The organism is Aquipluma nitroreducens, from assembly GCF_009689585.1.
Taxonomy (GTDB): domain Bacteria; phylum Bacteroidota; class Bacteroidia; order Bacteroidales; family Prolixibacteraceae; genus Aquipluma; species Aquipluma nitroreducens.
The window spans coordinates 789726-803603 of the sequence record NZ_AP018694.1; the positions used below are offsets into that span (position 1 = coordinate 789726).

15 protein-coding genes are annotated in these 13878 nt (G+C 39.8%); 9 read left to right on the plus strand and 6 right to left on the minus strand.

What is annotated here, in order from left to right; all coding sequences use genetic code 11:
- The first annotated feature begins 254 nt into the window (after window positions 1–254).
- Both AQPE_RS03250 and AQPE_RS03255 read left to right on the plus strand, forming a co-directional pair.
- Window positions 255–698 carry a hypothetical protein gene (locus AQPE_RS03250; RefSeq protein ID WP_318349615.1) on the plus strand — a complete coding sequence of 148 codons (444 nt, stop codon included), beginning with the start codon at window positions 255–257 and terminating at the stop codon, window positions 696–698.
- A gap of 19 nt (window positions 699–717) precedes the next feature.
- On the plus strand, window positions 718–1047 hold the full coding sequence (locus AQPE_RS03255; RefSeq protein WP_318349616.1) for a hypothetical protein: 330 nt from the start codon (window positions 718–720) through the stop codon (window positions 1045–1047).
- A 195-nt stretch (window positions 1048–1242) separates the two neighbouring features.
- On the opposite strand, the gene AQPE_RS03260 is transcribed toward AQPE_RS03255, so the two are convergent.
- The 3 genes from AQPE_RS03260 to AQPE_RS03270 all read right to left on the minus strand — a co-directional run bounded on the left by AQPE_RS03260 (window position 1243) and on the right by AQPE_RS03270 (window position 3945).
- The gene (locus AQPE_RS03260) at window positions 1243–2115 is read right to left on the minus strand and encodes a sugar phosphate isomerase/epimerase family protein (protein ID WP_318349617.1); all 873 of its coding nucleotides are present in this window, start codon (window positions 2113–2115) and stop codon (window positions 1243–1245) included.
- Window positions 2116–2229: 114 nt separating this feature from the next.
- A complete protein-coding gene (locus AQPE_RS03265) occupies window positions 2230–3327 on the minus strand; it encodes an SGNH/GDSL hydrolase family protein (protein WP_318349618.1) in 1098 nt (365 codons plus the stop codon).
- Window positions 3328–3465: 138 nt separating this feature from the next.
- The gene (locus AQPE_RS03270; RefSeq protein ID WP_318349619.1) at window positions 3466–3945 is read right to left on the minus strand and encodes a PaaI family thioesterase; all 480 of its coding nucleotides are present in this window, start codon (window positions 3943–3945) and stop codon (window positions 3466–3468) included.
- Window positions 3946–4151: 206 nt separating this feature from the next.
- On the opposite strand from AQPE_RS03270, the gene AQPE_RS03275 reads away from it, so the two are divergent.
- The 6 genes from AQPE_RS03275 (at window position 4152) to AQPE_RS03300 (ending at window position 8287) form a co-directional block, all read left to right on the plus strand.
- Complete coding sequence (locus AQPE_RS03275; protein WP_318349620.1) at window positions 4152–5021, plus strand: nucleoside phosphorylase; 870 nt, start codon at window positions 4152–4154, stop codon at window positions 5019–5021.
- A 12-nt stretch (window positions 5022–5033) separates the two neighbouring features.
- Complete coding sequence (locus AQPE_RS03280; RefSeq protein WP_318349621.1) at window positions 5034–5900, plus strand: transglutaminase-like domain-containing protein; 867 nt, start codon at window positions 5034–5036, stop codon at window positions 5898–5900.
- A 207-nt stretch (window positions 5901–6107) separates the two neighbouring features.
- Entirely contained in the window at window positions 6108–6461 is a 354-nt protein-coding gene (gene rpsF / locus AQPE_RS03285; RefSeq protein ID WP_318349622.1) for a 30S ribosomal protein S6, read from the plus strand.
- Window positions 6462–6464: 3 nt separating this feature from the next.
- Window positions 6465–6734: a 30S ribosomal protein S18 gene (rpsR, locus tag AQPE_RS03290; RefSeq protein ID WP_318349623.1), complete on the plus strand. Its 270-nt coding sequence runs from the start codon at window positions 6465–6467 to the stop codon at window positions 6732–6734.
- Window positions 6735–6754: 20 nt separating this feature from the next.
- Window positions 6755–7201: a 50S ribosomal protein L9 gene (gene rplI, locus AQPE_RS03295; protein ID WP_318349624.1), complete on the plus strand. Its 447-nt coding sequence runs from the start codon at window positions 6755–6757 to the stop codon at window positions 7199–7201.
- Window positions 7202–7393: 192 nt separating this feature from the next.
- On the plus strand, window positions 7394–8287 hold the full coding sequence (locus AQPE_RS03300; protein ID WP_318349625.1) for a hypothetical protein: 894 nt from the start codon (window positions 7394–7396) through the stop codon (window positions 8285–8287).
- A gap of 91 nt (window positions 8288–8378) precedes the next feature.
- Here the strand turns inward: AQPE_RS03300 and AQPE_RS03305 are convergent, their stop codons facing one another.
- From AQPE_RS03305 to AQPE_RS03315, 3 genes are all read right to left on the minus strand, one after another.
- Entirely contained in the window at window positions 8379–8888 is a 510-nt protein-coding gene (locus tag AQPE_RS03305) for a DUF3124 domain-containing protein (protein ID WP_318349626.1), read from the minus strand.
- A 190-nt stretch (window positions 8889–9078) separates the two neighbouring features.
- On the minus strand, window positions 9079–10371 hold the full coding sequence (odhB, locus tag AQPE_RS03310) for a 2-oxoglutarate dehydrogenase complex dihydrolipoyllysine-residue succinyltransferase (protein ID WP_318349627.1): 1293 nt from the start codon (window positions 10369–10371) through the stop codon (window positions 9079–9081).
- Between the two features lie 100 nt (window positions 10372–10471).
- Window positions 10472–13201: a 2-oxoglutarate dehydrogenase E1 component gene (locus AQPE_RS03315; protein ID WP_318349628.1), complete on the minus strand. Its 2730-nt coding sequence runs from the start codon at window positions 13199–13201 to the stop codon at window positions 10472–10474.
- Between the two features lie 226 nt (window positions 13202–13427).
- On the opposite strand from AQPE_RS03315, the gene AQPE_RS03320 reads away from it, so the two are divergent.
- Entirely contained in the window at window positions 13428–13862 is a 435-nt protein-coding gene (locus AQPE_RS03320) for a QcrA and Rieske domain-containing protein (RefSeq protein ID WP_318349629.1), read from the plus strand.
- Window positions 13863–13878 lie beyond the last annotated feature (16 nt).

Genomic DNA, 13878 nt, shown 5'->3' on the forward strand with positions numbered 1-13878 from the left:
ATCCAGGCAGATTACGAATTAAATCTAAAGAAACTGTTTAAAATTTGGAATGGCACATAAAAATCAAAAATTTACCCCGCTCCTGAAGGGTGATTTTTGATTTTTCGAACTCCCTTCAGGGTTTGGGGTGAACCGAATTTACAAAACCAATATTGAACCCGGTGAACCAATTATCACCTCGCGATGTTCATCAAAACAGACTGTTAACCAATAAACAACACAGTCGTATAAATCGAAACCTAAATTCTATATCTATGAAAACAATCAGAATCCCGTTTAATTTCAAGACAATTGCTTTCATCTTCGGAATGTTTGCTGTTGTCGCCTGTGCAACGATCTCGAACTTCGATCAGCAAGCCTACGTTTACACCACTTCGGTTAAAGTTGATGCTTTAAACGTAATGGAATTGGCAACCACTGACTTTGCCACTCATTCAAAAGAAGTGAAAGAGCTTCAGACTCAGCTTCAGAAGATATACGAATACGAAAAGAACAGGCCAAAGAATGAAATCACGCTGAAACAGTGGGATATTCTTCTAAATCCGGAAGGCCATTTGTTGGGCGGATTCCTCAAAAGATGGGAAACTCAAAAGACATTAAACAAAACATTCGTCACCGAGGCCAAAAAACTGGTCGATAAAGCTTTTGATCAGATTGCAGGACTGGAAAGCAAAAAAATAAAAGCTTCTGACATTTAACTCTTAAAACAACGACACTATGGCAACTTTCGATTTTAAAACCTTATTTGAACAGCTAAAAAAAGAAGTAAGCAATTTGGCAATCACTTCAGTCGGACAATTTAAGAAGGAGGCAGAAACTGACGCACAGAACCTGCTTGAAAATTTAAAGCAAAACCTTCAGGCCTGGACTGTCCAGTTGGCCTCAGGTGAAATGACCAGCGATGATTTTGAATTCCTGGTAATGGGACAAAAAGAGTTAATCGAGATGAATATTCTGAAGCAAAAAGGCATGGCTTTGATCGATTTGGACAAGCTAAAAATTAGCCTGATCAACCAGATTATAAAAACAACATTATCAGTAATTTAAAACATGGAATGATAGCGATGCGATCTGTTGTGTCTATACAACGAAACCGATTCTTCTTGTTCTGACCATCAGCTATTTATGCATTTTAAATGAATGTCCCCCCAAATAGTAATTGATCAAATTTTCACGCAAAAAGAAAGAGCAACATCACCCAAGGGTAAAGTTGCTCTTCTTGCTTATCTTAAAATCGTCAGCTTATTTCACATATTCTGCATTTTGCAAAAAATCAAGCGATTGTTTTACACCGTCGATTGGATTTGAATTGAATTCTTCCACTTCAACAACAATTTTTTTCATACCTGCTTTTTCAGCATTCGCAAAGATTGGTTTGAAATCCATAACTGCATCGGCACCGCCCAATTCACGTTTGTCTTTCACGTGCCACAATTCGAAACGGCCAGGATATGCGTTGAAATAGTCAACCGGATTTTTACCGCCTTCGGTAATCCAATACAAATCCATTTCGAACATCACTTTAGCAGGATCGGTATTTTTCAACATGAAATCGTAGATTGTTTCTCCGTCCACATCTTTAAATTCGCCTGAGTGATTGTGGTAACCGAAACGGATTCCGGCAGCATTACATTTTTCACCAATAGCATTGAAATAATCGCAATAACGTTTGGTTCCGGCAATGCTTTCGTAACCAACTTTATCCATAAATGGCTGAACAATGTATTTTACTCCGGCAGCTTTGTGAGCGGCAATACAAGTATCCCACCATTCCATTGAAGCAGCCCAACCTGCAGAGTCAGGAACGGCTTGTCCACAATGTGAAGAAAAGAAATTCGTACCATTGGCATCGCACAATGCTTTAAACTCGGCAGGCTCCATGCCATAGAATTTACCATCACTGTATCCGGCAGCTTCAACCAGTTTGTAACCCATGGCGCCAACTTTCTCAACAGTACCTTTGGGATCCGATTTCATGCTATCGCGAACAGAATACAATTGAAGGCCTACTTCTTTCGCTGGTTTTGGAGGCGTACACGAAGAGAAACCTCCGGCAATAAAAACAGCCAAAGCAATAAAAGTCAATGATTTTTTTACGTTCAATTTTAAACTCATAATGAAATTTTTAGTTGATTTAGAAAATTTGTCATTTCCAGACATCAACAAAAATAGCTTCTTAAAAGCAAAACTGAAACAAATTTCAGGTTTTTGTTCCCCAACCGATTTATTTTAAAGCTCACTGTTTTTATAATCCCACCCCAAAACACTCGAGATTACCGGCAAAACATGTGCTGCCATTTTACGTTGCCCTGAATAATTGGGGTGATAGTCCGATCCTAAATCTTTTTCAGGATTTGTCAGATAACTTGGGATTCCTACAAAATAGATATTCTTTTTTTGAGCTACGTTCCTGAAATCTTCAACCATTTCCTTTACATATGAGTAGCAAGGTTCATCAATCATCGGGCCTACAATGCAAAATATTGGAAGATCACCGTATTGCTTGCGAACATCATTGATCAGGTTTTCATACCCTTTCTTGAAAACGACCTTATCGGGAAAAGGCTGAGTGCTGAAATCGTTGGTTCCCAAATTGATTACGACCAAATCAGGTTTCCATTGATCAAAATTCCAACTGGGTGAATCTTTTTCATCAAATAACCGGTTAAACCGGGCAGGCATTGTTCCTGTTGGCGAAACTTTTTCCTTGTATCCATAATTGCGCACAACACCTTCGCCCGAATGTGCTACAATGTGGTAATCGGCATTAAAGGCACGTGCCATGATTGGCGCATAACTCTGATAATTGTTTTCAGTCGATGGTTTAAAATGTTCGCCTTTCGAAAGCCCTTCGGTTCCATAACCACAGGTAATTGAGTTGCCAATAAATTCGATTTTGCGAACTGGAATCTCTTTCCATGGAAGCATTTCTCCATTTTCAGAAAGAAGAATTCCTTTAAATGTGCCCAGTCCCTGATTTCCTTCGGTTCGCTTGTAAATCTGAACGTTGTGGATTTGCGTACCAAGTTCGGAACCGAGAACCAATGTCGTATCACTTTTAACGTCAAAAATTTTTACAGGCTGATCATCAACAAAAACATTGTAATAATTGTGACCGGTGTCGCTCATTTTAACCGAACATTCGGCACTTCTGAAACTGAATTGGATGTAAACGCCCGACCAGTCGAACCTCACTTCCTGCGGATTTGAAAAATCGAACCGCCCAACGTACCGGATGTAGGTATTGCTGGCAGGTATAAATTTGGATTGTGCCCAACCGTTGCTACCCAACAAAAAGAAAACAAATACAAAGAATAATTGCTTCATAAATAATAAGTTTAATGTTCAATGTTGAAAGTTAAAAGTTTTATAATGACAAGCGTCTGACAAAACTCAAGTCGAATGCTAACAAGGAGCAGCTCTTCCGTCTTCGGACTCCGGTTTCCGGTCTTCCGACTTTAGTTCTCATTCAAAAAACGCTTCAACGCCCGGATAATGATATTTCTCGCGAGCCTCGGTTTCAGACAAGAGAAAAAATCGCAGTTCGGCTTCGGCACAAACCACACCTAAAGAATTGATCAATCGGGATTGAATCGTTGCCATTCGTTTGTTTTGTTCCAACAGTTTTGCCCGAATTGTAATTTCGCCCTGATCGATCATCAACGGCTTTTTAAACCTGACTTTCATTTCAGCGGTTACACCAACCGTTCCGCATTTAACATACACCACCCAACCTGCAATTTCGTCAAGCAAAGTCGACTGAATTCCACCATGCAAAACTTTCGGATAACTCTGCAAAATCGGACGGGGATTCCAGAATGAAACCACTTCGTCGCCGTCTTCCCAAAATTCGAGGTGTAATCCAAATTCATTATAAGGAGAGCATCCAAAGCACTGATAGATTTCCGGATCGTCGTTCAGGTGAATATTTTTAATCTTTCTCATGATTTACAAAAATAATAAACCCTCCCAATCAAGGTTTGATACCCGAATTTATTTCAGGAGAAATGAACTTTACTTAAGCCGATCAACGTTATTTCTGAAAAACAAACCCGAATAAGCCTGAAATGAACCGAATAGCAACGATTTCGTTGAAAATAATTGACTTTTAAATCCATTTTATCTAGTTTAGGCAAACAAAAAAATCGAAAATGATCAAGTCGTCCGAACTCATTATAAATGCTGATGGAAGTATTTTCCATTTGCACCTTAAACCTGAACAAATTGCAGACAATATCATTCTGGTTGGCGACCCGGGAAGGGTTGAGCTGATTGGAAAACTACTCACTGAAATCGAATTTCAGGTGCAGAACCGCGAATTTGTTTCAACAACCGGGAAATACAATAATCAACGCGTTACCATTGTTTCAACCGGCATTGGAACCGACAATATCGACATTGTAGTCAACGAACTGGATGCGCTGGCCAACATTAATTTGGTCACCCGCGAGATTAATCCGGTTCACCGCAAATTAAATTTTATCCGGATCGGAACTTCAGGAGGACTTCAGGATTATCTGGGTGTAAATTCATTTGTTATTTCCCAAAAAGCCATTGGATTTGACGGTCTGCTGAACTTTTATGCCAACCGCAACTCGGTTTCAGATCTGGCATTTGAGGAGGCTTTCAGAAAGCATACCGAATGGGGCAAGCAATTAACATCACCGTATGTGGTTAATTGCTCCGAATTACTTCTGAAAAAGATGCATCGCGATGACACAATCGCAGGAGTGACCATTTCGGCGCCTGGATTTTACGGTCCACAGGGAAGAGTTTTAAGATTACCGTTGGCTGATCCTGACTTGAATGAAAAAATTGAATCATTCGTGTTCGAAGGACATAAAATAACCAACTTCGAAATGGAATGTTCGGCTATTTATGGATTGTCGAAACTACTCGGGCACGAAGCTTTGACCATTTGCCTGATTATTGCCAACCGCTTAAAAAAGGAAGCAAACTCGGATTATCATCAATCGATGGAAACATTGATTAAACTGGTACTTGATCGCTTAACAAGTTAAACAAAAGCAAATATGAATGAGCTCAAGCTGGACTCTCTGATAAAACTACTTGACGATCCTGATGATTCAGTCTTTAATCTTGTTTTAGTTGAAATACTAAAGGAGGATATTTCGATTGTTGATCGTCTGGAACACATTTGGGAAACCAGTTTTGAAGAGTTGGTTCAGCAACGGATTGAGCTCATTATTCAGCAAATTCAGCTTAACGACACCAAAAACAAAATTAAAAATTGGGCCAGCCAGGAAACGCTCGATCTATTTGAAGGGATATTTTTGATTTCACGTTACCAGTATCCGGAGCTAAAACTCAAATCCATTCAGATTCAACTCGAGAAAATCAGAAAAGATGTTTGGCTCGAATTCAAGAATTCGCTGACTTCACTTGAGAAAATCACCATTCTGAACCACATTTTCTTCGATCACTACAAATTTAAAATTAACCGCGACAATACCGAATTACCACAAAACTCCTACATCAATCGTGTATTGGATACACGAAGAGGCAATCCCATTTCAATCACGATTATCTATACTTTAATCGCGCGCTCACTCAATCTTCCCGTCCATTACATCGATTTTGACAACAACCCGTTAGTGGGTTATTTCGATAAGGATATGGCCAGATTGGTGAATGAAGAAGGCAGCAACAGCCAAATTCTGTTCTATATTAACCCATCGAATAAAGGGGCGATTATTGGACCGAAGGAAGTCGATTACTTGCGTCAATCAGCCGAAAACCAGGAAAATAACCATCAACCTGAACCTTGTCCCGACCGGATTGTAATTAAACGACTGGTCGAAAAACTTAGCTACGATTACAAACAGGCAGGATTACTTGAAAAGGTTAATTACCTGAAAGAAATAGCTGAAATACTTTAAACGGTCCACTTTAAAACCAACTGTTGACTACAATATCAATTGCATGTCAAATGAACCAATAGAACGATAAAGAGTCAATTTTCACTAATTGAGAACTAATTGTAGAATCTTTTTATCGACCTGTTTGAATAATAGCGAATTATTTCTATTTTTGCGCCTCCTATTTTTAGGTATAAAGTATTCATGTATAATTAATTCAGAAGTTTTATGAAAAACCAGTATGAAACCGTTTTCATTATTACTCCCGTTTTATCTGATATTCAGGTAAAGGAAACGGTAAAAAAATTCAGAGACATCATCACCGAACATGGTGGAGAGATGGTCAATGAAGAGGACTGGGGATTACGCAAATTAGCTTATCCCATTCAAAAAAAATCGACAGGGTTCTATCAGCTCTTCGAATTTGCCGCCGACCCATCGTTTGCAAAAATCTGGGAAACTCAATTCAGACGCGACGAACGTATTATCCGTTTCCTGACTTTCAGCAAGGATAAACATGCCGTTGCTTACAGCGAAAAAAGAAGAAACAAAACAAAAGCTAAAACTGAAAAGGAGAACTAAACGATGTCAGCAAATTCAAGTGAAATCAGATATTTGACCCCACCATCGGTTGAAATCAAAAAGAAAAAGTATTGCCGCTTTAAAAAGAACAAAATCAAATTCATTGACTACAAAGACGGTGAATTTTTGAAAAAATTCTTAAACGAGCAAGGTAAAATTTTACCTCGTCGTATTACCGGAACCTCTTTGAAGTATCAACGCAAAGTGGCCAAAGCAGTTAAAAGAGCACGTCATATCGCGTTACTGCCATATGTTACTGATATGATGAAATAATTTTAAAAGCTGAATAAAAAATGGAAATTATATTATTACAGGACGTCGCACGACTAGGGTCGAAAGATGATGTTATTACTGTTAAAGACGGATTTGGCCGCAACTTTTTGATTCCTCAGAAACTGGCTGTAATCGCCACCGGATCAGCAAAAAAAGTTTTGGCTGAAAATATTAAACAAAGAGCTCACAAAGAAGCAAAATTAAAAGATCTTGCTTTAAGTATTGCGGAGAAACTCAAGACTGTTCAACTGGTTATTGGTGCAAAAACTAGCTCAACCGGAAAGATTTTCGGTTCGGTTAATACCATCATGTTAGCTGAAGCTATCAATGCCAAAGGATTTGAAATCGACCGCAAACAGATTATGATTTCAGACGACAGTGTTAAAGAAGTTGGAAACTATACTGCCAAAATCAAATTACACAAAGAAGTAATCGTTGAATTAGGCTTCGAAGTAGTTTCAGAATAAATTTATTAACCGTTTATAAATACAGAACTCAAGCATTTTCAAACAAACAGATAGAGCCACTCGTCCTCACATGCGAGTGGCTTTTTTATGCTCAATTTTCTGAAAATTATTCTGCACCAAATACCGTGAACAATTTGGATTGAAATGAGTTGTGATGAATGATTTGGTATATCATTTTTAATTCCTACAAACATGAAAAAAACATTATCAGTACTCATCCTGTTAATTGTTATTTTAAGCGGAATTCCAAAATTGTCCTACTCACAGAATACTCAAGACTCTACCAAATATCAAATAGAAACAATTGATGGCAACGAGTATTTTGGAATTATCCTGAATCAAACATCTGAAACAATCCGGATAAAAACCGACAAACTCGGGGAGATTACAATTCCGCAATCTGAAATAAAAAAAATTTCGCAACTCACGGCGGTTCAATCAAAAAATGGGACCTACTGGCTTGATAATCCTCAGGAGACTCGTTACTTTTGGGCACCTAACGGCTATAGCCTTAAGCAAGGAGAAGGTTATTACCAAAACGTGTGGGTTCTTTTTAATCAGGCTGTTTATGGCATAACCAACCATTTTTCAGCCGGGATAGGCACTGTTCCACTATTTCTTTTTGCATCGTCATATACACCGGCATGGATAACAGTCAAATTTTCGGTTCCTGTTGTTGAAAACAAATTCAATTTGGGTATTGGTGCCCTTATGGGAACCGTTGTCGGAGAATCAAAAGCCGGATTTGGAATTTTATATGGAATTGCCACATTCGGATCGAAAGACCAAAACCTGAATATAGGCTTAGGCTGGGGTTATGCCGGCGGAGAAATGGCAAGCAATCCAACAATTAACATCAGCGGAATGATTCGAACCGGAGCTAAAGGTTATTTCATTACTGAGAACTATTTCATTGGGACTCCGGACAACTTCATGGTTCTGATGTCATTGGGAGGTCGCCGGATAATCAAACATACCGGATTAGACTTCGGTGCATTCATACCCATTGGAGGTGATATTGGAAGTTTTATTGCCATTCCATGGCTTGGATTGACCATCCCATTTGGAACAAAGACACAGAATTAAACAAATAAGACTGAAAGTTGTGTCTGGTTTTCATCAGCAGTCCTTTGTAGTAGTTGGCTTCGCGTCAATTGGCAAGGACACGATTTCCTGGTTACTTCTGAATAACAACTCCTTCGGTCGTAAACGATATACCCTGCTGCCCCGTTGTTCCAATCATTACACCTTGAAAATAGGGTCTTTGAGCTTCTGATTTCGCTGCCCCCCACTCTACCACAAAACTGGCTCCGACTCCACCGGTATCATCCTTATTTTCAACAACAAAATCAACTGACTCCATAGGTTTGACTAGTAGAGTAGATTCGTTGTAACGGCGCACCTTTTCCCCCGTCGAATTGTAATAATCAATCGAAAAAAGATAGATGGAATCCTTAAAAGAAGTATTCCGAATACTTAATGTTGCCGTAAGCGAAAATGTATGTTTAGAATCGATGTAATAAATATCGCTGTAAATCGGGATGTAAACCAATTCTGTTCGCTCGAAAGTGGATTTATTAACTTCGGCAAAATGAAAATCTGAATGATGTTTGGTTTCCGGAGCCTTATTTTGAGAACATGAAGTCAAGATGGCCAGAATTAAACTGAGAAAAAAAAGTGGCTTCATAGAACATATTTTAGGTTGATTGGTAAATGTACAAAGATTCAAACAAAACCTACCTCCTGAAATCAAAAAAGAGACTGTTTCAAAATTCGGGATATTCGCGAATCAAGTCATCCCGAATTTATTTCGGGATCTGAAATAAAACGGATGTGATCCTGAAACAAGTTCAGGATGACGAACTCACATTAAATTCTTACAAACCCAACAAGATTTCCTCCGGATTCCGCCCACTGGTGAGCAATCGTTCCGGATTCTCAATCAGTTCTTTTATTTTCACCAGGAAACCCACGGAATCTTTCCCGTCGATGATGCGGTGATCGTACGATAGAGCCACGTACATCATCGGACGGATCACAACTTGTCCGTTCACAGCAATTGGACGATCAACAATGTTGTGCATCCCTAAAATAGCCGACTGAGGTGGATTAATAATTGGCGTCGACATCAATGAACCAAAAGTTCCACCATTGGTAATTGTAAATGTTCCACCCGTAAGTTCCTCAACGGTTATCTTTTTAGTTCGGGCTTTTTCGGCCAGCACTTTTAATTCAATTTCTATTTCAGCTATTGTTTTACTTTCTGTATTCCGGATAATCGGAACCATCAGGCCTTTTGGCGTTTGCACTGCAATTCCGATATCCACAAATTCAGGAGAAATAATTTCTTCGCCATCGATTTGAGCATTAATTGTTGGATGAAATTGCATAGCCTCAGCCACTGCTTTACTAAAAATGGACATAAAACCCAGTTTCAAGCCATATTTCCCGACAAACTTATCCTGAAGTTTTGTGCGCATCTCCATCACCCTGCTCATGTCAATTTCATTAAAAGTGGTGAGCATGGCCGTTTCGTTCTTTACCGCCACCAAACGTTCACTCAACTTGCGTCGCAAAGAAGTCATTTTCTCTCGTTTTTCCTCGCGTGAAAATGCTTTCGCTTCGACAGGCTCAGCGAACGGAACACCGCTCACTGAGCTTGTCGAAGTGAGCTTGTCAATCTTCGGAAGTGCCAACACAGCTTCAATGTCGCCTTTCGAAATCCGGTGCAATCCGCTCAAAACTTCGTCCATCGAGAGATTGTTTTCCTCCATCATTTCACGGGCTACCGGAGTAACCTTTACGTTTGAATCCTCAGGTTTAACAGCTGCTTTCGCTACACTTTTCTTTTCAGGTTCTGAAACTACAGCTTCTTGAGGCTTCACAAAAAGTTCGGAAGCAATGGGTTCCTTCTCCGGCTTTCGTTCCACAACAAAACTGGTATCGATAGTGCAGGCAATTGCGCCAACAGCAACTCGCTCTCCTTCCTGAATTTGTATTTTAATTTGTCCACTTTCTGTTGCTGACAAAGTCAATGTGGCTTTGTCCGATTCTATTTCAGCTACCTCCTGATCCTTTTCAACAAGATCACCGTCAGCAACCAGCCATTTCCCGAGTTCAACTTCAGTAATTGATTCACCTGGTGTTGGCACTTTGATTTCGATTAACATTTTGAGTAGTATTGATTTTCGATTTTTCTTTAATTGTTGCGAGTTGCAGGATTCGAGTTACGGGTTTTCCATTTCCGTTCTCCATTCTCCCATCACCCTTCTAAGCTAAAACTTTTTCTTCGAAAACGGTATCCATTATTTTCTTTAACCGGGTATTGTGCTGAAACATTAAACCACCGGCCGGACTTGCACTTGCCGAACGTGAGATTAGTGTAAAAGGCACATCTGGCAAAAAACGCTGAATGTGAGACCATGCGCCCATATTCGACGGTTCGTCCTGCACCCAGTAAACGTTTTCAAGCTTCGGATATTTGGCAATGATAGATTTAATCTGGTCAATCGGTAGCGGAAATAATTGCTCTACCCTGACGATGGCCATATTTGTAACCCCTTCTTCAGCCATACGTTTGTGCAAATCGTAATACAATTTTCCGTAGGTAAAAACAAGTTTCTGAATTACTTCGGGATGATGCACTGTGTCTTCAATGATTTCGTGGAATGAACCTTCAGCCAATTCATCAACCGACGAAGTTACCATTGGATGTCGCAGCAGACTCTTAGGCGTGAAAATGACGAGAGGAATACGAACATTCCAATGCAAATGGCGACGAAGCAAATGGAACATATTGGTCGGAGTCGTTGGAACAACAACCTGCATATTGTTATCGGCCGTCAAATTTAAAAATCGTTCAATACGTCCGCTTGAATGTTCCGGACCCTGACCTTCGTAGCCATGAGGAAGATACAAAACCAGGCTATTCATCATTCCCCATTTCTCGTATGCCGAGGAGATATACTGGTCGAAAATAACCTGAGCAACATTGGCAAAATCGCCGAACTGAGCTTCCCAAATGGTCAAACCATGAGGATTGGCAAGCGAGTAACCATATTCGAATCCGAGGACACCATACTCTGACAATAACGAATTAAAAACATGGAATTCAGCCTGTTTATCGCTAATATTCTTCAATGGGAAATACTTTTCATCGGTATCTTCAACAACAAACGAAGCATGCCGGTGTGCAAAAGTTCCACGTTCCGAATCCTGACCACTCAGCCTAACAGGAAAGCCCTCTTCGAGCAAAGTTCCGTATGCAAGCAACTCGGCCATCGCCCAATCCATGCGGTTATCCATCATCATCATGCGGCGGTCTTCCACAATCCGGTCAATCTTTTTAAAGAATTTTTTATCCGCCGGAAGTGAATTTATTCTTTCGGCAATGCGAAACAATTCACTTTTTGCAACGCCCGTTTTTACTGATTTCAGCAAATTCTTTTTAGCCGGATTATCAAAAGCCCGATACTCACTATTCAGAAACTGGCGAACTTTAACCTTATCTATTTTTTCAGACTCCTGATATTTTGCTTCCAAATATTGATCAAATTCATGATTTAGCTTCGAAGTTTCATCAAGAGACATCACTCCATGTGCAGCTAGTTTTTCGGCATAAATATCACGAGGGTTCTGATGTTTTTCGATCGCTTTATACAATAGCGGCTGAGTAAAACGAGGCTCATCGCCTTCATTGTGCCCGTATTTACGATAACACAAAATATCAATAAATACATCTGAATGATATTTTTGCCGGAATTCCATCGCCAGTTTGACGGTAAAAATGATGGCCTCCACATCATCGCCATTCACATGAAATACAGGCGAACGGGTCACTTTGGCTACGTCGGTACAGTAGGTACTCGATCGGGCATCCAAATAATTGGTTGTAAATCCAACCTGATTATTAATCACCAAATGAATGGTTCCACCGGTTTTGTAACCATCCAACTGCGACATCTGAATCACTTCGTAAACAATACCCTGTGTAGCAATTGCAGCATCGCCATGAATGACAATTGGAGCTACTTTTTCGAAATTGCCTTCGTATTTGATGTCAATTCGAGAGCGGGACATTCCCTGAACCAAAGCTCCCACTGTTTCAAGATGGGATGGATTGGGCATCAGGCTCAGATGAACTTTCTTTCCAGAATCGGTTTCCACATCATTCTCGTACCCCAAATGGTATTTGACATCGCCAAGCGAAATATCCTGCTCATATTCCTTACCTACAAACTCTTTAAAAATATGCTCGTAAGGCTTTTTTAGGATATTTGCCAGAACATTTAAACGACCACGATGCGACATTCCAACTACAAAATCCTGAATACCAAGGTCCGAACCATGCTCAATAACGGCATCAAGAGCCGGAATCAGCGCTTCACCACCTTCAAGTGAGAACCGCTTTTGCCCAACAAATTTTTTATGAATGAAATTCTCGAATCCAACCGCTAGTTTCAGGTGATAGTATATATGATTTCGTTTTTCAGGAGTGAAATTTTCCGAATTTCGGGTCGATTCCATTTTAGATTTCAGCCAATCAATCAATGCCGGATCGCGCATAAAAACATATTCAACGCCTATCGACTCACAATAGGTCGCTTCAAGATGTTCTATAATCGCACGAAGGGTTGCCGGGCCGATGCCAATACTATTCCCTGCCTGAAAAACAGTATCCAGATCAGATTTCAGTAACCCAAAGTTTTCGATGTCCAGTGTTGGGGAGTACTTTCTGCGAGACCTAACAGGATTGGTCTTGGTAAATAAATGACCACGTTGACGATAACCATGAATAAGGTTAAGAATTGCAAATTCCTTATCAATCTTTTCGTCGTGTGCTAAAACTTTGTTATCAGCAAAATTTTTACGGGCAAATTCGAACCCTGCAAAGAAATTTTTCCAGCTTGAATCTACAGATTCAGGATCAACAAGATACGAAGAATACATTTCTTCGATGGCGGCGATTTCCTGATTTCCCACTTGTGAAAATTTATCCATTGTTGAATGATTGGTTTTTCAGTTTTTTAAAGTAAGTAATAAAGTAACAAATAGCAATTTTTAAAGTTTAACCCGCTTGCCTATTTGAATTGAACAATTGAACCATTAACTCATCATGTTGTTTAATTTTTGTGACTCAAATAGAAATTTTTCGTCATCACATCTCCTACCAAAACAGAAAACTCATGAGTGTATTTTCAAGTTATAAACTTCAAACACATTAAAAATGGACAGAAAAGAATTTTTCAGCAAAGCGTTAATCAGCGGAAGTTTATTGTTTTTGGCGCCCGCATTACTGAATTCATGCAGCAAATCGAGTGATCCACAGCCTACTGATCCTAGCGGAGGAACCAATACTGGAGGAACTACAACTATCGATTTAACGTCGAACGACTTTGCCGCATTAAAAACAGTTGGGGGGTTTGCATACAGCGGCAACATCATCATTATTCGGACAGGCACATCAGCGTATGTTGCCATGTCGAGTGTCTGTACCCATCAAAGCTGTACAGTAGCCTACAGTAGCACTGATGATAAAATTAAATGTCCATGCCATGGCTCCATTTACAGTATTAGCGGAACGGTTTTGCAGGGCCCAGCTCCAAATTCTTTGAAAACATACACCGTAAAAATTGATGGAACTAACCTGAAAATTAGTTAACACAATTCTTACCTAA

What these genes read in the sequence shown, in the direction of transcription:
- rpsF (WP_318349622.1), top strand. Translation starts at nt 6,108, where the DNA reads ATGAAAAACCAGTATGAAACCGTTTTCATTATTACTCCCGTTTTATCT.
- AQPE_RS03320 (WP_318349629.1), top strand. Translation starts at nt 13,428, where the DNA reads ATGGACAGAAAAGAATTTTTCAGCAAAGCGTTAATCAGCGGAAGTTTA.
- AQPE_RS03305 (WP_318349626.1), bottom strand. Translation starts at nt 8,888, where the DNA reads ATGAAGCCACTTTTTTTTCTCAGTTTAATTCTGGCCATCTTGACTTCA.
- AQPE_RS03255 (WP_318349616.1), top strand. Translation starts at nt 718, where the DNA reads ATGGCAACTTTCGATTTTAAAACCTTATTTGAACAGCTAAAAAAAGAA.
- rplI (WP_318349624.1), top strand. Translation starts at nt 6,755, where the DNA reads ATGGAAATTATATTATTACAGGACGTCGCACGACTAGGGTCGAAAGAT.
- AQPE_RS03275 (WP_318349620.1), top strand. Translation starts at nt 4,152, where the DNA reads ATGATCAAGTCGTCCGAACTCATTATAAATGCTGATGGAAGTATTTTC.
- AQPE_RS03315 (WP_318349628.1), bottom strand. Translation starts at nt 13,201, where the DNA reads ATGGATAAATTTTCACAAGTGGGAAATCAGGAAATCGCCGCCATCGAA.
- AQPE_RS03250 (WP_318349615.1), top strand. Translation starts at nt 255, where the DNA reads ATGAAAACAATCAGAATCCCGTTTAATTTCAAGACAATTGCTTTCATC.
- rpsR (WP_318349623.1), top strand. Translation starts at nt 6,465, where the DNA reads ATGTCAGCAAATTCAAGTGAAATCAGATATTTGACCCCACCATCGGTT.
- AQPE_RS03300 (WP_318349625.1), top strand. Translation starts at nt 7,394, where the DNA reads ATGAAAAAAACATTATCAGTACTCATCCTGTTAATTGTTATTTTAAGC.
- AQPE_RS03280 (WP_318349621.1), top strand. Translation starts at nt 5,034, where the DNA reads ATGAATGAGCTCAAGCTGGACTCTCTGATAAAACTACTTGACGATCCT.
- AQPE_RS03260 (WP_318349617.1), bottom strand. Translation starts at nt 2,115, where the DNA reads ATGAGTTTAAAATTGAACGTAAAAAAATCATTGACTTTTATTGCTTTG.
- AQPE_RS03265 (WP_318349618.1), bottom strand. Translation starts at nt 3,327, where the DNA reads ATGAAGCAATTATTCTTTGTATTTGTTTTCTTTTTGTTGGGTAGCAAC.
- odhB (WP_318349627.1), bottom strand. Translation starts at nt 10,371, where the DNA reads ATGTTAATCGAAATCAAAGTGCCAACACCAGGTGAATCAATTACTGAA.
- AQPE_RS03270 (WP_318349619.1), bottom strand. Translation starts at nt 3,945, where the DNA reads ATGAGAAAGATTAAAAATATTCACCTGAACGACGATCCGGAAATCTAT.